At 61.4% G+C, this 18,590-nt stretch carries 15 protein-coding genes; 5 read left to right on the forward strand and 10 right to left on the reverse strand.

From position 1 onward, the window contains the following. The first annotated feature begins 34 nt into the window (after nt 1-34). Nucleotides 35-2,542: a heavy metal translocating P-type ATPase gene (locus tag AC5SSZ_RS02590; protein WP_495436721.1), complete on the forward strand. Its 2,508-nt coding sequence runs from the start codon at nt 35-37 to the stop codon at nt 2,540-2,542. A 12-nt stretch (nt 2,543-2,554) separates the two neighbouring features. After that, nucleotides 2,555-2,977 carry a Cu(I)-responsive transcriptional regulator gene (gene cueR / locus AC5SSZ_RS02595; RefSeq protein WP_495436723.1) on the forward strand — a complete coding sequence of 141 codons (423 nt, stop codon included), beginning with the start codon at nt 2,555-2,557 and terminating at the stop codon, nt 2,975-2,977. A gap of 240 nt (nt 2,978-3,217) precedes the next feature. Here the strand turns inward: cueR and AC5SSZ_RS02600 are convergent, their stop codons facing one another. The 8 genes from AC5SSZ_RS02600 to AC5SSZ_RS02635 form a co-directional block, all read right to left on the reverse strand. Further along, nucleotides 3,218-3,970: an ABC transporter ATP-binding protein gene (locus tag AC5SSZ_RS02600; protein WP_495436725.1), complete on the reverse strand. Its 753-nt coding sequence runs from the start codon at nt 3,968-3,970 to the stop codon at nt 3,218-3,220. Then, nucleotides 3,967-5,010, reverse strand: coding sequence for a FecCD family ABC transporter permease (locus tag AC5SSZ_RS02605; RefSeq protein WP_495436727.1), 1,044 nt, complete (start codon nt 5,008-5,010; stop codon nt 3,967-3,969). The genes AC5SSZ_RS02600 and AC5SSZ_RS02605 overlap by 4 nt, the downstream gene beginning before the upstream one ends. Next, the gene (locus AC5SSZ_RS02610) at nt 5,007-6,089 is read right to left on the reverse strand and encodes an ABC transporter substrate-binding protein (protein ID WP_495436729.1); all 1,083 of its coding nucleotides are present in this window, start codon (nt 6,087-6,089) and stop codon (nt 5,007-5,009) included. Before AC5SSZ_RS02610 ends, AC5SSZ_RS02605 begins: the two co-directional genes overlap by 4 nt. A 25-nt stretch (nt 6,090-6,114) precedes the next feature. Next, a complete protein-coding gene (locus AC5SSZ_RS02615; RefSeq protein WP_495436731.1) occupies nt 6,115-6,741 on the reverse strand; it encodes a Crp/Fnr family transcriptional regulator in 627 nt (208 codons plus the stop codon). A gap of 146 nt (nt 6,742-6,887) precedes the next feature. Further along, nucleotides 6,888-7,271, reverse strand: a complete 384-nt coding sequence (locus AC5SSZ_RS02620) for a DUF2946 family protein (RefSeq protein WP_274866308.1) — start codon at nt 7,269-7,271, stop codon at nt 6,888-6,890. A 205-nt stretch (nt 7,272-7,476) separates the two neighbouring features. Further along, nucleotides 7,477-7,836, reverse strand: coding sequence for a polyketide synthase (locus AC5SSZ_RS02625; protein ID WP_495436733.1), 360 nt, complete (start codon nt 7,834-7,836; stop codon nt 7,477-7,479). Between the two features lie 414 nt (nt 7,837-8,250). Further along, the gene (locus tag AC5SSZ_RS02630; RefSeq protein WP_495436735.1) at nt 8,251-10,656 is read right to left on the reverse strand and encodes a YbcC family protein; all 2,406 of its coding nucleotides are present in this window, start codon (nt 10,654-10,656) and stop codon (nt 8,251-8,253) included. A 14-nt stretch (nt 10,657-10,670) separates the two neighbouring features. Next, a complete protein-coding gene (locus AC5SSZ_RS02635; protein ID WP_495436737.1) occupies nt 10,671-12,221 on the reverse strand; it encodes a proton-conducting transporter transmembrane domain-containing protein in 1,551 nt (516 codons plus the stop codon). A gap of 112 nt (nt 12,222-12,333) precedes the next feature. Here AC5SSZ_RS02635 and AC5SSZ_RS02640 point away from each other — a divergent pair, with 112 nt between their 5' ends. The 3 genes from AC5SSZ_RS02640 (at nt 12,334) to AC5SSZ_RS02650 (ending at nt 17,013) form a co-directional block, all read left to right on the forward strand. Continuing rightward, nucleotides 12,334-13,224 carry a LysR family transcriptional regulator gene (locus AC5SSZ_RS02640; protein WP_495436739.1) on the forward strand — a complete coding sequence of 297 codons (891 nt, stop codon included), beginning with the start codon at nt 12,334-12,336 and terminating at the stop codon, nt 13,222-13,224. A 155-nt stretch (nt 13,225-13,379) separates the two neighbouring features. Continuing rightward, a complete protein-coding gene (locus AC5SSZ_RS02645; protein WP_495436741.1) occupies nt 13,380-13,763 on the forward strand; it encodes a hypothetical protein in 384 nt (127 codons plus the stop codon). 334 nt (nt 13,764-14,097) lie between these two features. Then, nucleotides 14,098-17,013, forward strand: coding sequence for a beta strand repeat-containing protein (locus tag AC5SSZ_RS02650; protein ID WP_495436743.1), 2,916 nt, complete (start codon nt 14,098-14,100; stop codon nt 17,011-17,013). Nucleotides 17,014-17,185: 172 nt separating this feature from the next. On the opposite strand, the gene AC5SSZ_RS02655 is transcribed toward AC5SSZ_RS02650, so the two are convergent. Both AC5SSZ_RS02655 and AC5SSZ_RS02660 read right to left on the reverse strand, forming a co-directional pair. Further along, on the reverse strand, nt 17,186-18,367 hold the full coding sequence (locus tag AC5SSZ_RS02655; RefSeq protein ID WP_495436745.1) for an aromatic amino acid transaminase: 1,182 nt from the start codon (nt 18,365-18,367) through the stop codon (nt 17,186-17,188). Next, nucleotides 18,360-18,587 carry a hypothetical protein gene (locus AC5SSZ_RS02660; RefSeq protein ID WP_495436747.1) on the reverse strand — a complete coding sequence of 76 codons (228 nt, stop codon included), beginning with the start codon at nt 18,585-18,587 and terminating at the stop codon, nt 18,360-18,362. The genes AC5SSZ_RS02655 and AC5SSZ_RS02660 overlap by 8 nt, the downstream gene beginning before the upstream one ends. Nucleotides 18,588-18,590 lie beyond the last annotated feature (3 nt).

Consider the following 18,590-nt stretch of genomic DNA (forward strand, 5'->3'; position numbering starts at 1 on the left):
TAAGGCACAGCCACACAGAATCGAGGAGGCTGTCATGCCCGAACAAACCCCTGTTACATTGTCCGTCGAAGGCATGTCCTGTGCCTCTTGCGTTGGGCGCGTGGACCGCGGCCTGACGGCGGTTGAGGGCATCCATGACGTCTCGGTCAACCTTGCATCTGAAACCGCACGACTGGTTGCCGACAACCCGGAGCGCATCGCAGACGCCATCGCGGCGCTCGACAAGCTTGGTTACCCGGCGCGGGTGGCATCGGTAACGCTGAACGTGGAATCGATGTCCTGTGCCTCTTGCGTGGGGCGCGTCGACAAGGCGCTGGAGGCTGTGCCGGGCGTGCTTGACGTCAATGTAAACCTCGCATCTGAAACCGCGACCGTGCGCTATGCCGAAGGCGCGGTCACCCCCGCCGAACTGATGGCGGCCAGCAAGGACGTCGGCTATCCCGCGACCTTGGCAGAGGCGGCGGGCGGTGAGGATCGCACAGCCCGCAAGGCCGAAGAGGCCCGCAGCCTTGCCCGGCGCATGGCCTATGCCGCTGCCCTTGCGCTGCCGGTCTTTGTGGTTGAGATGGGCGGCCATGTGTTTCCGGCCTTTCACCACTGGATCAACGCCACTATCGGTCAGCAGACCAGCTGGCTGTTGCAATTCGCCTTGACGACGCTGGTGCTGATCGGGCCGGGTCGGATTTTCTATCTCAAAGGCTTCCCCGCGCTGCTGAAGGGTGCGCCGGACATGAACAGCCTTGTCGCGGTGGGTACCGGGGCGGCCTATCTTTACTCCGTTGTCGCAACCTTCCTGCCTGCGCTTTTGCCGGACGCGGTGCGTGCGGTCTATTTCGAGGCGGCAGCAGTCATCGTCGTGCTGATCCTGCTGGGGCGCTTCCTTGAGGCGCGCGCCAAGGGGCGCACGGGCGCCGCGATCCAGAAACTGCTGGGGCTGCAGGTGCGCACCGCCCGCGTGATGCGGGGCGGCGAGAGCACCGAGGTCTCTGTCGATGAGCTGGTGCAGGGCGACATCATCGTCGTCCGCCCGGGCGAGCGCATTGCCGTGGATGGCGAGGTGATCGAGGGCAGCAGCCACGTCGACGAAAGCATGCTGACAGGCGAGCCGGTTCCAGCGGAAAAGACCGCTGGTGATGCCGTCACCGGCGGTACCGTGAACGGCGCAGGAAGCCTGCAGTTCCGCGCCACGCGGGTTGGCGGTGACACCACCCTCAGCCAAATCATCCGCATGGTCGAAGAGGCGCAGGGCGCCAAGCTGCCGATCCAGGGGTTGGTTGACCGGATCACCCTGTGGTTCGTGCCCGCAGTGATGGCCGCCGCGACCCTAACCATCCTCGTCTGGCTGATCTTCGGCCCGTCGCCCGCGCTGACGCTGGCGTTGGTCGCAGGCGTATCGGTGCTGATCATTGCCTGCCCCTGTGCCATGGGTCTGGCCACGCCAACTTCCATCATGGTGGGCACCGGCCGCGCCGCTGAGATGGGCGTGTTGTTCCGTAAGGGCGACGCGCTGCAACAGCTGGACACGGTCGAGGTCGTGGCGCTGGACAAGACCGGCACCGTGACCGAGGGCCGCCCGGAACTGACCGATCTTGTTCTCGCGACAGGTTTTGAACGGGCGGAGGTGCTGTCCAAAATCGCCGCAGTGGAGGAGCGCTCGGAGCATCCGATCGCCGAAGCCATCGTCCGCGCCGCCCGCGCCGAGGGCGCACCACGCGCCGAGGCGGGCGATTTCACCTCGATCACCGGCCACGGCGTGCGCGCCATGGTTGAAGGGGCGCAGGTGCTGGTGGGGGCCGACCGGTTCATGACACGCGAAGGCATCGACACGACGGCGCTGGCGTCGCAGGAGACCGAGCTTGCCAAACGCGGGCGTACCGCGCTCTACGCGGCAGTTGACGGGCGGCTTGCGGCGGTGATCGGCGTGGCCGACCCGGTGAAACCGGCCAGCCGCGCGGCCATCGCTGCGCTGCACGAAAAAGGGCTGAAGGTCGCCATGATCACTGGCGACAAGCGCGAGACAGCCGAGGCCATCGCCCGCGAAACCGGCATCGACCACGTGATCGCAGGCGTTCTGCCCGACGGCAAGGTCGCGGCGCTGGACGAATTGCGGCAAGGGCGCCAGATCGCCTTTGTCGGGGATGGTATCAATGACGCCCCTGCGCTGGCCCATGCCGATGTCGGCATCGCCATCGGTACCGGCACGGATGTGGCCATCGAAAGCGCTGATGTGGTGCTGATGTCGGGCGATCTGCGCGGTGTGGTCAACGCCTTCGAGGTCTCTCGCCGCACTATGCGCAACATTCGTCAGAACCTGTTCTGGGCCTTCGGGTACAATACCGCGCTGGTGCCGGTTGCGGCGGGCGTGCTGTATCCCGCCTTCGGGGTGCTGCTGTCGCCGATGCTGGCGGCAGGGGCGATGGCGCTGTCGTCGGTCTTTGTCCTGACCAACGCGCTGCGCCTGCGCCGCGTAGCACCGGCCATGGATGAAAAAGCCGGGGCCAGCGGCGCCCGCGCAGGCAACGCGCATGTTCCGGCGGAATGACAGGGGGCTGGAATGAATATCGGTGACGTATCACGGCGATCAGGACTGCCCGCAAAAACGATCCGCTACTACGAGGATATTGGCCTGATCCACCCGCAGCGTAGCGAGAACGGGTATCGCAGCTTTCGTGAACAGGATCTGCACAAGCTGGCCTTCCTCGGCCGCGCCCGCGCGCTTGGTTTTTCCATCGGCACTTGCCGGGCGCTGATGGCGCTATACGAGGACGAGGGCCGGGAAAGCGCGCAGGTCAAGCGCATTGCCGAAGAGCATCTGGCCCAGATCGACGAGAAGATCACTCAGCTCCAGTCTATGCGTGATACGCTGGATCAATTGGTGCACGCCTGCGCGGGAGATCACCGCCCGGATTGCCCCATCCTGAAGGATCTGGCACGAAACACGACTGAGGAAAACATTGGGGAGTCTGTGGTGCGTTGATGAGGCAAGCGTGAATTCTCGGGTGCTGTATGGGGTGGGCTTTTCGGACGCGGAGAAAGTGCTGTTTTCGCGAGACCCCTAAGGCATTTTCAAAGCGCGACCAAAGGATGCGGCAGGGTAAAGGCTAGTGCGGCGGGTACATGCGGTATCTGAGTGATCTGCCGCGTCGAGATTGATAACCTGCTAGATCAAACCTTCGGCGTCTTGGGCTCACACTTGGGAACGCTGATCTACAATACTTCAATATTTCGGCGACCGAGCTTGGTGCGCGACGAAGACTGGCCCGCCATCGCGATCACGGAGAATCTCACTGTCGATCTGATAGGCCCGGTCCAGGCAGGGCGACCGCAGAACCTGTGAGGTTGGTCCAGCCACGGCCAGCCTGCCGGTTTCAAGAAATACCGTCTGATCCGCATAACGGGCTGCCAAGGTCAGGTCGTGCAAGGCCGCGAGCACGAGCCTGCTCTGCGCAAGCCTTTGCAACTGTTCGAGCACCTCGAGTTGGTGGTGCAGGTCCAGCGCACTGGTGGGTTCGTCGAGGATCAGCAGGCGGGGATTGCGGATCAGGCGTTGCGCCAGAAGAACGCGCTGTTGCTGGCCCCCTGACAGACTATCCATCCGATGATCGGCGAGGTGTGACAGGTTTAACATCTCCAGCATCTGGGCAACTTCGGCGCGCTCCCGCGCTGTGATGCGCCAACCGAGCCTTTCGCGTCGCCCAAGCAGCACACATTCCGCGACGCTCATGGCTGCCTTCACGGTAAAATCCTGTGGCATGAATCCGATGCGTTCAGGCGCAGGCCAGTTCTGGTCCAGCGCCTTGGTGCCGCCGTGGCGCTGAACCCCGGCAAGAGCCTTCAGCAGGGTGGATTTGCCTGCACCGTTTGGGCCAATTACCGCAACGAGCCCGCTCGAGGGCAGCTCTAGCCTTTCAATCCGCAGCAAGCGGCGGCGCCCGGCATCAACGGTGAAATTCTCCAGAACCAAACTCATGTACGCCTCTTCAGCAGGATGATTGCAAGCAGCATCGGAATACCCGCGATGGCGGTGATGATGCCCACCGGAATCACCGCACCGGGCGAGATGACCTTGCCCAGTACGGAGGCGGCGACCAGCACCACAGCGCCCATGATCGCTGCCATCGGCAGGCCGAAACGGTGATCTTCGCCCACCAGAGCGCGCCCGACATGCGGGGCGATCAGGCCGACAAAACCGATGGTGCCGGTAAAGCTGACGGCACCGGCAGTCAGAAGCGCGATTATCACCAGCACCCGCAGGCGCAACCTTTCGACGTTCAGGCCAAGGCTTGCAGCATTGCCTTCGCCAAGGCGCAGTGAGGTCAGGTTCCACACCTCACGGGCAATCAATGGCAGGGTCACGGCAAGGATCGTGGACAAGACCTGCACCGATGTCCAGGTCGCCTTGAGCAGGCTGCCGAACAGCCAGAAGACGATCTGTTGCAGCACTTCGGGGGCCGCCATGAATTGCAGCAGCGATTGCAGTGACTGGAACAGGAAGAGCACCGCTATGCCCGCCAGTACCAGCATCTCGGGCGAGGCGCCGCGCAGGTGCGCGACGAGGTAGACAAGTCCAGCTGCGACCAGCGTGGCGGCAAAGGCCGCGAGCGGTACGCCGATCCACATCGCCACCGGCAGTGCCGTACCGAACAGGATCACCAGTGCTGCGCCGAAACCGGCAGCGGCGGAAAAGCCCAGCGTATAGGGGCTGGCCAGAGGGTTATTGAGGATGGTCTGCATCATCAGCCCGGCGATCCCCAGGGCAGCCCCCACCAGTGCAGCCGTCAGGGTCTGCGGCATGCGAAGATGCCACAGGATCGTCGCGAGGCGGCGGTTCTCTGCATCCGGGCCATCGCGCAGGCCCTTCAGGACATCGGACAAAGGCAGACCGGCGGGACCGGTCACAAGGTCCACCACCATCAGGGCCGCCAGGATGGTGAGGGCGGCACAGACCGCCCCCATCCGGGTGATGCGGGTGCGGTCGAAACCGCTCCCTTCACTTACCGCGATACTCATTCCGCCTGCATCATGAAGGTGCCCTCGGGCGTGATCGGCAGCCAGTCGGCGTAGAACTTCGCCAGTTCGGCCTGCGGGTCGACATCGGCAAAGGTCGCCGGGTGCATCGCCTTTCCAAGGAAACGGAAATAGGCAAAATCAGACAGCGTGCGCGAGCCGCCGTGATAGATGCCGTAGACCTTGCCGTTTTCGACTGCGGGCAGGTCTGACCAGCCGGGGCGACCGAGATAGGCACCGATGCGTTCGTTCGCCAGCGCCTTGTCCGCGCCAAAACCCATCGGGACCGAGGCAGGACGGTTCAGCCATTCAGAGCCGGAGAGAAGGATCACCTCGGGGGCCTCGGACAGCACGTATTCCGGCGACAGCGGCCCCCAGTTCTCGATCTGGCCATTGGCGATGTTCTGCCCCTTGAGCCGGTCGATAACTCCGCCCCACATGCCGCCTGCATAGGAGTTTCCGACCTCGTCCGGGCCTTTCTGTGCCAGTTCGACATAGACCTTTGGTGCCTCGGTTGACTGTTCTACCCGCGCAGCGGTGTCTGCAGTCATCTCGGCATAGAGCGTTGCAAGCGTCTCGGCGCGCTCTTCAGTGCCCATCGCCATCCCCAGCGCGCGGGTCGAGGCCAGGTGCGCCTCAAGCGTCTGCGCGTTGTAATCGAGCACGAGTACGGGAATATCCGCTGTATCGAACTGCGCCGCGCTTTCACCAAGCGCGTCGTACTCCCAGCCTGCAAGGATCACCAGATCCGGGTCTGCGGCGATGGCGGCCTCGATGGACATGGTGCTGTTTTCTGTGTCGCCCACATCGGGCAGCTCAGCCAGCTGTGGAAAGACTTGCGTGTAGGCGTCCCATTGTTTCGGGCGCCAGTCGGCCCAGGGACCGCGCGACAGGCCGACCAGCTTGTCCACCGCGCCGTCGCCGACGACCGCGAGGTAATCCTCGTAGTAAAAGCCCAGCAGCACGCGTTCCGCCGGAGCTTCGAGCGTGACGGTGCGGTCGCGCAGGTCGGTGATGGTGATCTCGGCCCATGCGGCGGTTGTCAGCAGCGTGGCGAGGCAGGTTGTCAGTGCAAGTTTCATGGTTTCTCCCTGTGTTATGAAAAGGTCAGGCGGCGACGCGTGCAGGCGCATCGCCGGTCAGCTCGTGAAGGGCTACGGCGTCCAGAACGCGGACACGGGTGGGTAGCGGCATGGCAATCAACCCCGCCTTTTCCAGCGCCCGCATCTGCCGCGAGACGGTTTCCAGCGTCAGGCCGGTCAACTGTCCCAGATCAGCGCGGCTCATCGGCAGGTGCATCTCGTCCGGTCGCCCGTGGCGCTGGTGGAAGGAGACCAGCATCGAGGCCACGCGTTCGCTGGCGGTCTTGCGCCCCAGCAGCAGCTGCCAGTCCTGCGCCTGCGCCAGCTGGTCCTGTATCAGATGCAAGAGGTTCAGCTGCAGCCGGGGAATGGCGCTGGCCAGTTCCTCGAATGTGCGTTGGTCGCAGGTCATGACCTCGGTCTCACCAACGGCGGTCAGCGTGCATTTGGCACGGACGCAGCCCAGCGGCGCCAGCGCTTCGTTGGCAAAGGTCAGGGCGAGCAGATGCGTGCGCCCCTGCGGCGTCGGCCTGTCCTCGCGCAGCATGCCGGATCGGACGATCCCCATGAATGGCGCATCCACGCCCTTGCAGGCCAGTGTTTCGCCATCACGGTATTTTTCGGTTGTGAATTTGCGCTGGATTGAGCGCATCTCGGCAGACCTCATTCCCCGGAACAGGGCGAGTCTTGAGGCAATTCTGAAGACCCTGTGGTCCGGCCACGGGTGTATCATCGCAGTCATGTTGGGTTCCTTGTCTTTGACTGACGGACAAGGGGCGCTGGGCCCCGGCTGAAGGATCAGACGGGAAGAGGCGGCGCGCGGCTGCGGTGTTGATTTGGAAGATCTTGCGAAACTGGACGTTGCGCCGAACCTGTTGGCAGCGCCAAAGGCCGAAGCGGCATTTGGATCAAAAGACCGACGTTCGAAGAGGGCACGGTTCCGGCGACGCTGACTTGGACGCAATGCGGCCCGTCGTGATCATCACGGGCGGGCTGCTCATCCTCGGCAGGGATGATCTCGCCCGCATCGGTCAGCCAGACCTCCTGCGTGCCGTCGGGCGTGCAAAGCACCAACCGCATGCCTTCGGGGCCTTGAGCGCGCATAAGCCCGTCCGGCACTGTGGACGAGCCGAGCAGCGCCAAGAGCAGCAGCGCGCGTGTTATGAGACTGAGAAAGAACAAGGATCAGTCGCCGAAATGGTCCATCCAGGAACGACCCAGCCTGTCGGCGGGATCGCCCATGAACGCCGGTTCTACCTTATTCCCGTAGAGCGCGCAGTGACGTCACAGGTGGCGGCAAGAGCCGCAATAAGAGCGATATTCATGGATGTCTCCAGAGTCTGCTCCGGCGCACGGGCCGGATTTTTCACCAATAGGTCGGGAAAATTCAGACGATCGGAGGTGCTCGTGCCGGGCGTGCTGCTTCGGCGGTGAGGGCGTTCAGAACAGGTGGCTGCGGCACCCAATCTGCCGGATCACAAGACAATTCGGCAAGGATGAGGGCAACAGCTGGCTCTGGCAGTGAGATAGCCGAATGCAGTCGGCAGGCGTCACAGGTTTGCGTGCTGTCGGCATCCTCGAAATCTCCACAGATCGACGAGATGTCCAGCCCATAGGTTTGGGCATAATCCAGTGCAGCCTGCTGTTCCGGTGTTGCAAAGCGATGCGCAAAACCCGACGTTGCCAAGGCAACCGTCAGCAGCACGGCCAGCGTGCGAAGCCACCAGATGGAGTGCATCACCTTCATATCAAAGGTCGATAGCAGAACCGGTGTAAATCGCAACCGCGCAACTTCAGCTGCGACAATGCGGACACCGGCACGAGGGGCGACCCGGATTCGTGCGCCGGGGTAACTTTGGCGCATACAGCGTCATTTGCAAAGTCAGCCTCTAAGCCGGTTGAAGCCGGGCCTATTCGCCGCGTGGCGGCATCAAAAAAGCGCCCTTCGTCGCACATGCGGCCTTGGAACATGTCAGATGGGCCGTTCAGCGGGGCAAAGTGGATGAAATTGCGTGCAGGGAGGTTATTGGCCCGCTGCATCTCTGTACCTATAGCGTCTTAGACTCCTGAAATTACCGATAGGAAACAATGCGAGGTACCTTCATTCTGCATGAAGCAGAACGAAGGTGCGCCAAAGCTATTTCCAGGCGGGGGAAACGGACTATTCCGCTGCTATTGCGCGCGCGTCGGCGGATTGATCCTTGAAGCGTGACCATTCCAAGTCGCCGCAATAGCGCCAAGCCAGCTTGCCTTCGTCATCCATTGCGATGAGGTGCAGCCAGCCATTGTCAAACAAGGCGCGGACGCCGGGATGGCGCCGCAGGATCTCGGACATGGCTTCGCGCGGAGCCTCCACGATTACCGACAGGCGTAGCGGATCGTGCTGAAAGCCGTCACCGTCATGCACTGACTGCCACGGCAGACCCGGACGCGGAGCGCCCGTGTTGCCTTCCAGAACGCCGATGCCGCCCACTACGTTGTGGAGCAGCTTGTTGCCGCCACCGAACAAGCCCGGCGCCACGGTTGAACCGTAATACTGAAGGCTGATCCAGCTGGCGACCACGACGGGCGCCGTCAGGATCAATTCAAGCACGCCAAAGCCATCATCCCGCCGCCAGTCGTAATTATGTAGGAAAGCCTGCCCGGACAGGTCTGCCCCATCGGTTCGGCGGCGCGGCGCGGCGACAAAGGCACGGCATCCGGCCAGGCCCCATTCGGGGCGGGTTTCGGCCCAGTCCCGAGCCCGCTGCGCGACATGCGCTGCGCCCGCGGCGCGCGGCAGGCGCTGGGAACGCTCTGCCCGGGCGAGCGCTCCGGCGGCGGTAAGCCAGGCCTTCAGCTGGCTAAGGTCAATGGGCGTTTCCGGCGGCAGATCCTGTTCAAACAGGGTCACTTTGTCGGTGGTCGTATGGTGCAGCGCGGGCAGGAATGCCGTATCCGAAGGGATATTGATCCCGTTGTCACGCAACCCAGTCCGGACGTCCTGATTATTCAACAGGCTCGCCAGTAGGCGGGCATTCACGTCCCCCGCGTGACCGCCACAAGCGCCACACTGCAGGGCGCTTTGATGAGGATTGTTGGTGACATCGGCGCCGTGGCCGACCAGCAATACGATCGGCGCAAATTCATCCGTGAGAGACATGGCGGTCAGCACCGATTTTGCCATTTCAACACGGGATTCGAGATTGAGCGCGGGATCCATCTCCGGCGCAGGGTCTTCCGCGGTTTTATTGCCGAAACCGAGAGCATCCCGAACAAGCTTGCCTGCATAAAGCGGCCCCGACGCCTCGACAAAGGCAAAGGACGACACTGCGGCCAGCTTGAACCGGCCCCAGGCGCGTTTGGCCCGGGCGCCATAGCGGCGGTTCAGGTTTGCCGTTTCGGGTTCGGCTGCCTGTGAATTCAGCCCCGGCTGCAAGAGAACCGGACCGCGCAATTCGGTCACATCCGATCCGGCGGCCTTATGGGCGCTGGCCAGGCCAAAGAAACCGGCAAAGCCGATCGTCTCGATGCTTTCATCCTGCGCTTCCAATGCGCGGCGGAAGACTTCCGAACGCACATCGATACAGAAGGCCGCCTGCACGGCCGGGCGCGTCTCGCCCTTACGCGCTGTACCACAGGACAGCCTGTCGGCCAGCACGCGCTGCTCGGCCCGTTCTGCGGCGTCCTGCAGCACCGCATCGATGACAAGATCCCGGGGCGGAGTAACTGGGCTCTGATGGGCCGCGACCACATCTGCCCAACGTGCTGCAATCTGGTCTTCGTAGAGGTCGAACAGAGCTTCGTCGAAGACCATCCGGATGGCCAGAAGTTCGGTCACGCTGCTGTTCGCTTTGCCTTCCAGTTCCGCCTGCCACAACAGATAGCGCCCGTATTGCGCCCATCCGCCCAGCGTCATCAGCCAGCGGTGGAACGCGGTAGGCGCAGCAGCAGTGGTGACGCCAAGCCTTTCCGAAGCGCGACCAATAGCGCGCCAATGCGAACGGTTGGTGTCAGCAACAAAAGTGCAAAAGCCCGTAAGCCCCTGAATCTCGGGCGTCAGATCGCGCGAGGCGAAGTCGCGCCAAGCCCTGAAGGGGCCACCGCTGCCTGCCTGTTTCCAGAGTGCCTGCCCCTGATCGAAGTGACTGGCGGCCCAAACGCCGATGCGGTCATCAATAAGCCCGGGCCAGTCGATGCCGGAGACATCCGCTGCCAGTTCTGCCACGGTAGGAAGGGCTTTGGGCGCGGGGCTCTCATCGTCGAGAGACGCTTTCAGCTCCTGCAGGCTTGGCACGTTGAACTGGCCTTTGATCGAAGCCAATGCCTCCTTCAGATCTGTGTCGCAAATTTCGCCCGCGCTGATTTTGCCTGCCCAATGCGTACGTGGTGGGATCGCCCGGGCGCCCCCGACCCGCGCGAGACGCGCGGCGGTGACTGCAAGCGGCTCATCGCTCTGACCCAGAAACGGGTTCACTGCGACATTGGCAGATAGAGGGAACAACGGCGGGATCGCCTTGGCAGCCGTGTTGGCCTCTGCGACGAGCTCCAGCAGGGCGGCGGGGTAGGTCTCGAGTTTGGCAAACATGAGGTCGGTTCCTTTCAGGCTGCAGACCGCTTGGACCATCCGTCCAGAAGCTTGTCGAAGATTGCATTGGCATAAAGGCCGTTGGTCAGGTGCACGCGCAGACCTGTTGCGGCCGGGTGCGATGCCCACAGGGGGAAGGTCGCCTGTGCCACAGCGACCACTCCGAAACTGATCAGAGCGAGCAGGATCAGCGCCCATTCCAGCGGGCCGGGGTTTGGGGTCGGAGGCAGGCTGCCAGCGGTCAGAGACTGGGCGATAACCTGAAGGGCGAAATAGCTCACCGACGTCACCAGCGCGTAGACCACGATGCGCTGCGTCAGCGCGCGCGGCGCCGCATCGGCAAAGCCCTGCGCCAGCAAGTAGGCGACACCGAAGATCAGGATGACGCCCAGGGCGATGGCCTGAACCGACTTGCCGTCAAACCCAATAACCGTGCCAACCAGACCATAGATCGCGATGGCAATGACAAATGCTTGCACGACGTTGCGGGCGCTCGGAACCGCAATTGGTCCGGGGCGGGCGATTGCCGCGACATTGCGCACTGCCTCACCGGAACTGAGGAAGGCATGCGCCTTGTAGAGCGAATGCGCCACGATATGCAGGAGAGCCAGCGGGAACAGCGCCAGGCCGCATTGCATGATCATGAAAGCCATCTGCGCGATGGTCGACCATGCCAGCGAGGTTTTGACCGCCGGTTGGGCCAGCATCACCAGACCACCAAAAAGTGCGGTGAACCCTCCGAGCATAACGAGAAGCGCCATGACACCCGGGGCCAGCAGCATCACGTCGGCAAAGCGGATCAACAGGAAGCCGCCCGCATTGATGACGCCCGCATGCAGCAGGGCAGAGACCGGCGTGGGCGCCTCCATCACCTCGGTCAGCCATCCGTGTATCGGGAATTGCGCCGAGGCTAGTACGGCCGACAGGGCAAGCAGGAGAGCTGCTCCCATAGTCAGCCAATCGGCCTCAGCGCTGGCAAGAAGCGTTTCAATATCAGTGGTCCCGGTTGCCGCGATCAGCAGGACCACGGCACCGGCCAATGCGCCCTCGCTCAACCGTGCGACGATGGCTTTCTTGCGGGCGGCGCGCTGTGCTGTAGCGCGTTCGGGATAAAACAGCAGCAACCGGTTCAGCGACAGGCTGGTCAGCGTCCAGGCCGCGAACATCTGAAAGAGATTGCCGGACATGACCAGCAGCAGGACAGCGGCCAATGTCGCAGACATCCAGCCCGTGAAGGCGCCTTGCCGATCCTCACCGTCCATGTAGGTCCTGGAATAGCGCAGCACGATCCAGCCGATGAAGCTGACCAGAACCAGCATCACCGCGCTCACCGCATCGAGCCGCACCGACAGTCCAACACCGAATAACCCGATCAGGGCCGAGGTGCCGGAGCCTTTGACCACAAGGAGCGTTGCAGCCACGGCCGCCATCGCGAATGCGGCGAATGCAGCGGCCTCGGTCAGGGCAGGCACTCGTCCGGGACGTTTCCCGGGATGGCGCGCCGCATAGAACGCGGCCATCAGCAGGACGAGCGGGCTCAGAAGGGGTAAAAACAGATAAGCCATCATCGGACTCCTTTGAAATTCGCGGTCAGCGACCTTTCGCAATGGCTTAGGGGAGACGGCCCGATAGTAAAAATTCATTGTTTTTCATTTTACGTTCTATAAAATCTAACGAATGCCGTTGAACTATCACCATCTCCGTTACTTTTGGGCCGTCGCGCACGACGGGAACCTGACGCGTACGGCGCAGCGGCTGAACCTCTCGCAATCCGCCTTGTCGGTTCAGATCAAGCAATTGGAAGAACGGCTTGGGCACGCTCTGTTCGACCGGCGCGGGCGACAACTGCACCTGACCGAAGCGGGGCGGATCGCGCTGGATCACGCGGATGCAATTTTCTCGACGGGACAGGAACTTGTCGCGACCCTTGGAGGCACGGTGCGGGATCGCAAGGCGCTGCGCGTCGGCGCGCTTGCAACCTTGTCGCGCAACTTTCAGATCGGCTTTCTGAGGCCGATCCTGTCACGTCTGGATGTCGAGGTCATTCTGCGTTCAGGCAGCCCGACCGAATTGCTGGAAGGATTGGGAACGCTCAATCTTGACCTGGTGCTGATGAACCGCCCGCCCCCGGACGACAGTCTGACGCCTTACGAAACCCATCAGATCGGAGAGCAGGAGGTCAGCATCGTCGGCGCGCCCGAGCGGCTTGATCCGGAGCGCCCGATCCGCGATTTGCTCGCCGAGCAACCGTTCATTCTGCCAACCACCGACAGCAGCGTGCGCACCGCATTTGACGCGATGGCCAGCCGGTTGTCCGTACGTCCGCAGATCGCCGCCGAGGTCGACGATATGGCGATGATGCGTCTTCTGGCCCGGGAAAACATCGGGTTGGCGCTGGTCGCACCGATCGTCGTGAAAGACGAATTGACCTCGGGTCGGCTTGTCGAGGCCAAAGAACATCCCCGGATCAAGGAAACCTTTTTCGCCATCACCCAGCGACGGCGGTTTCCGAATGCTCTGGTTCAGGATCTTCTCGAAAGGAATGCCGGTTCCGCAGCCTTGTCCTGAAGTGCAAACATGCGTGCAATCTGCGAGCTTTCGAACTTCCTAGGGTTGTTTTTGTAATGCTTCCAGGAAGCTCGATTTCATTGGTTTTGTCGACAAGACGGCTGCTTTTTCTTAATGAGAGATCGTAGCATGTCCGCTGCAGGGGCAGATCGGACGTGCGGCGGCGCGGCTGCCCGATCGCAGATAAAACCGGGCAGACTTTTTCGCCGGATGGCGTCAGCCCGCCCATCCACGACATGCATGCGAAGTTCAGCGAAGGTTCTGCTGCAGGCGCAATAGATCATGCTGGGTTTTCTGGAAGCGGACCTTCGGATCAGCGACACCGAGCAGGGACACGTGCGTTTGGCTTGAAGGTCAGCTTTGCGCAGGACGCATCAAGTGAAAAGTCGAGGGATCTGGCGATGCGATGGACGCCCGTGAAAGTCAATTTGGATCAGTTAGATGAGGCAGACACAGTGCTCGACAACGTCGTTTTGAAAGACCTGCTGGGAAAGGAGGCTACCGACCCGCCATTGCTGCGAGAGGGAAGCCGAACCTGACGGTACCGGAAGAACGGCGGGAGGCAGTACTCATTGCAATGTGGGATCATGACAGCCCGAAGTGCAGTGCTTTGACTTATCCCGCTGCATTGACCAAGTGCGGAAAGACAAAACGACTGTGCGATCAACATGAATGAGCGCGTTGCGCACTGTCGCAATGCGCGTCTTGACCAGAGCATTCCTAACGCAAAGATGACCTTACTTTACATTTAATTAATCGCATCGAGCGCAGCGCTAACGGAAAATATTAACGCACGCGGTTAGGATTTAACTATTTGTTAATATTTGGGCTGTTCAACCCAAGATTGCAAAATGTCAAATTCTGGAGATACTAATGACATCACCCAACACCGTAAACGCACCTTCTGCCGGCGGCACAGCGTTTGGAGACGAAGGTGACAACCTAGTCCAAGGGTCATTGTTTGACGATACCCTTAACGGCGCCGGAGGAAACGACACGCTGACGGGCGGAGCCGGGAATGACACCTTCCAGGCGGATCTTCTCTGGAACGGTATGGACTACGACGGGTTTGGCGCCGAAGTCATTACGGATTTCTCTGACGGCGATGTGCTGCAGCTGAACAGCTTTGGTCCGGGTGCTGTCGTCACGATCTCGCTTGAGCATGTGGGCAACGACACGATCCTGACCCTTGGGGCGGGCACCTCCTATGAGAGCACGGTGACGCTGCAGAACTATCACCTGCACAGCTCGCTTCTGCCGCAGGACGGGACGTTCGACGGTAGCTTCTCCATCCTCGGGGACAGCTATAGTGTTGCAACCGATGACTATCTTGTCGGCAGCGACGGTGGTGTTGATCAGCTCTATGGCAATGCTGGCAATGACACGCTGGTTGCGGGCGAATCTGGGGATCTCCTGTTCGGCGGATTGGGCGATGACAGCCTGATTGGCGGAGGCGGCTCGGATCTGCTCTTCGGTGAATGGGGCAATGACACGCTGCGTGGCGGCGAGGGGGCCGATACCTACTACATTGACGTGGTGCCTGCGGACGCAAACGGCGAAGGCACCAGCTCCGGCCATGACGTGATCGAGGGGTTCAATGACGGCGATGTGCTGCAGCTGAACAGCTTTGGTCCGGGTGCTGCCGTGACGATCTCGCTTGAGCATGTGGGCAACGACACGATCCTGACCCTTGGGGCGGGCACCTCCTATGAGAGCACGGTGACGCTGCAGAACTATCACCTGCACAGCTCGCTTCTGCCGCAGGACGGGACGTTCGACGGTAGCTTCTCTATCGTCGGGGACAGCTATAGTGTTGCAACCGATGACTATATTGTCGGCAGCGACGGTGGTGTTGATCAGCTCTATGGCAATGCTGGCAATGACACGCTGGTTGCAGGCGAATCTGGGGATCTCCTGTTCGGCGGATTGGGCGATGACAGCCTGATTGGCGGAAGCGGCTCGGATCTGCTCTTCGGTGAATGGGGCAATGACACGCTGCGTGGCGGCGAGGGGGCCGATACCTACTACATTGACGTGGTGCCTGCGGACGCAAACGGCGAAGGCACCAGCTCCGGCCATGACGTGATCGAGGGGTTCAATGACGGCGATGTGCTGCAGCTGAACAGCTTTGGTCCGGGTGCTGCCGTGACGATCTCGCTTGAGCATGTGGGCAACGACACGATCCTGACCCTTGGGGCGGGCACCTCCTATGAGAGCACGGTGACGCTGCAGAACTATCACCTGCACAGCTCGTTTCTGCCGCAGGACGGGACGTTTGACGGCAGCTTCTCCATCGTCGGGGACAGCTATAGTGTTGCAACCGATGACTATATTGTCGGCAGCGATGGTGGTGTTGATCAGCTCTATGGCCATGCTGGCAATGACACGCTGGTTGCGGGCGAATCTGGGGATCTCCTGTTCGGCGGATTGGGCGATGACAGCCTGATTGGCGGAAGCGGCTCGGATCTGCTTTTCGGTGAATGGGGCAATGACACGCTGCGTGGCGGCGAGGGCGCCGATACCTACTACATTGACGTGGTGCCTGCGGACGCAAACGGCGAAGGCACCAGCTCTGGCCATGACGTGATCGAGGGGTTCAATGACGGCGATGTGCTACAGCTGAACAGCTTTGGTCCGGGTGCTGCCGTGACGATCTCGCTCGAGCATGTGGGCAACGACACGATCCTGACCCTTGGGGCGGGCACCTCCTATGAGAGCGCGGTGACGCTGCAGAACTATCACCTGCACAGCTCGTTTCTGCCGCAGGACGGGACGTTCGATGGCAGCTTCTCCATCGTCGGGGACAGCTATAGTGTTGCAACCGATGACTATATTGTCGGCAGCGATGGTGGTGTTGATCAGCTCTATGGCAATGCTGGCAATGACACGCTGGTTGCGGGCGAATCTGGGGATCTCCTGTTCGGCGGATTGGGCGATGACAGCCTGATTGGCGGAAGCGGCGCGGATCTGCTCTTCGGTGAATGGGGCAATGACACGCTGCGTGGCGGCGAGGGGGCCGATACCTACTACATTGACGTGGTACCTGCGGACGCGAACGGCGAAGGCACCAGCTCCGGCCAGGATGTGATCGAGGGGTTCAATGACGGCGATGTGCTGCAGCTGAACAGCTTTGGTCCGGGTGCTGTCGTGACGATCTCGCTTGAGCACGTGGGCAACGACACGATCCTGACCCTTGGGGCGGGCACCTCCTATGAGAGCACGGTAACGCTGCAGAACTATCACCTGCACAGCTCGTTTCTGCCGCAGGACGGGACGTTCGACGGGAGCTTCTCCATCGTCGGGGACAGCTATAGTGTTGCAACCGATGACTATATTGTCGGCAGCGACGGTGGTGTTGATCAACTCTATGGCAATGCTGGCAATGACACGCTTGTTGCGGGCGAATCTGGGGATTTCCTGTTCGGCGGATCGGGTGATGACAGCCTGATTGGCGGAAGCGGTGCGGATCAGCTCTTCGGTGACGATGGCAACGACGTGATCACCGGCGGATCCGGCGCCGATCATTTCCAGTTCGATCTCTACAGCAACGGGGTTGATACATTCGACTTCGGTTCGGATGTCGTCACCGATTTTGAGGTCGGCGATACGCTTGAAATCAAGGGATGGGGCCTTGGCGACCTGTCTGTCAGCGTCACGCAGAGCGGAGCAGATACACTGCTTACCGCAGAAGCGGGTACCAGCCACGAAAGCAGCGTCCTGCTGGAAGATGTGCTGGTGTCGCCCGGAGAGTGGGACCTGAGCGGGGATACCTTCACCCTCTGGGGATAAGCGAACAACATAACTTGCTTTTGGACGGGCGCCGTTTGGCGCCCGTCCTGTTCACGCTTTCGATAGTCCCTGCAATTGACGCGGCAAGCGTCCGACCAGCACCACTAGGAAGATACAGCGTGACCGTCAGACTAAGATGGCGTGGTGCAATCGACACCATTCCTAGTGAGTTTCAGTCATCCATGACATTTTGGACCGCACGGACCAGCCACAGGACGTCCTGGTCACGTAGCCGTGCCACATTGATGCGCCCGCCTTGTACGACGTGGATGCCATGGTCGCGGGTTAGCGCGACTTCCTGGGATTTGGTCAGCGGCAACAAAGAGAACATCCCCTTCTGCCGACCGAGAAACGCGAGGGTTCCTGTGCCATAGGTTTCTTGTTCCGCTTTGACGATCGTCTCTCGCATCTGTGCCACACGATCCCGCATCTGTTCGAGTTCATCCTGCCAGAGCGCCTTGAGCTTGGGGTCTTGCAGGATGGTGCGAACAACAGAGCAGCCATGGTCGGGCGCGTGTGATGCCCCCGAGCGGACGATTGCGGTGACCGCCCGTTTAACGCGATTGCGATCTGGGGTGCGTGTTTTGACAAAAAGTGCCCCGGCGCGATCACGATAAAGGCCAAAGGACTTTGACAGGGTGATGCAGACAATGCACTCGGGAAACCGTTCCGCAATTTGTCGGGCGAGGTCGCAGTCTGCATCGAAACTGCGGGCGAACCCGAGGTAGGCGAGGTCGATCCACGGCACAATGCCGCGCTCTTCCAGGATGTCGAGCAGAGCTGCGATTTGCTCTGGTGTCATATCCGCTCCGGTCGGGTTGTGACAGGCGCCTTGCATCAGGAAGACATCGCCGGGGCTGGCGGCCCTGAGCCCGTCGAGCATTTCGTCAATAGTGAGCTCGCTGCGGATCGAATCGTAATAGGGCAGGGATCGGAAGTTCGCCTGCGCCGCGGAGAGAATCGGGACATAGTTGCCGTAGGTCGGAGATTGCAGCCAGACCGTGGGTTTTTTGGGCATTTGAGCCAGAAGATCTGCGATCACCCGCAGGGCAACCGCACCGCCGGAGGTTTGCGCCGCGATCCAGTCGCTGCTGTAGGCGTCGCCCATGATCTCGTGGCCGAGCACCGCGCAATACTCCGCATCGCCCGTGAGCGCGAGGTAGGACTTGCTGGTCTGGCTTTCGACCAGCCGCTGTTCTGCCTGTTTGACGGCCTTCAAGACCGGCGTCTGTCCCTGCGCGTCCTGATAGATGCCAACCGTCAAGTTCAGCTTGTCCTGCCGCGGGTCCTGAGCGAAATACTCTGCCCCGATCATGATTGGATCTACAGGGTATTCTTCCACCTGCTCAAACATTATTCACCCTTTCCAGTTCGACGGTCCGACTATGGAATGCTGTGATCGCGCGCGGCATCATCGTGCCGCCTCGGTCGTCAGTCATTACCTTTTCAGCCACATGAGGCGTCATGTTGGGCTGCGTCCCGCGCCGGGCGGTTTTTCCGTTGGCATATCGCCTTTGATCGTCGGCGATAACGCAGGCCAAGGTGTCATTTCCGATGAATGCGATTTTCTCCATGGC

Source organism: Phaeobacter sp. CC-HEC084, assembly GCF_059429255.1.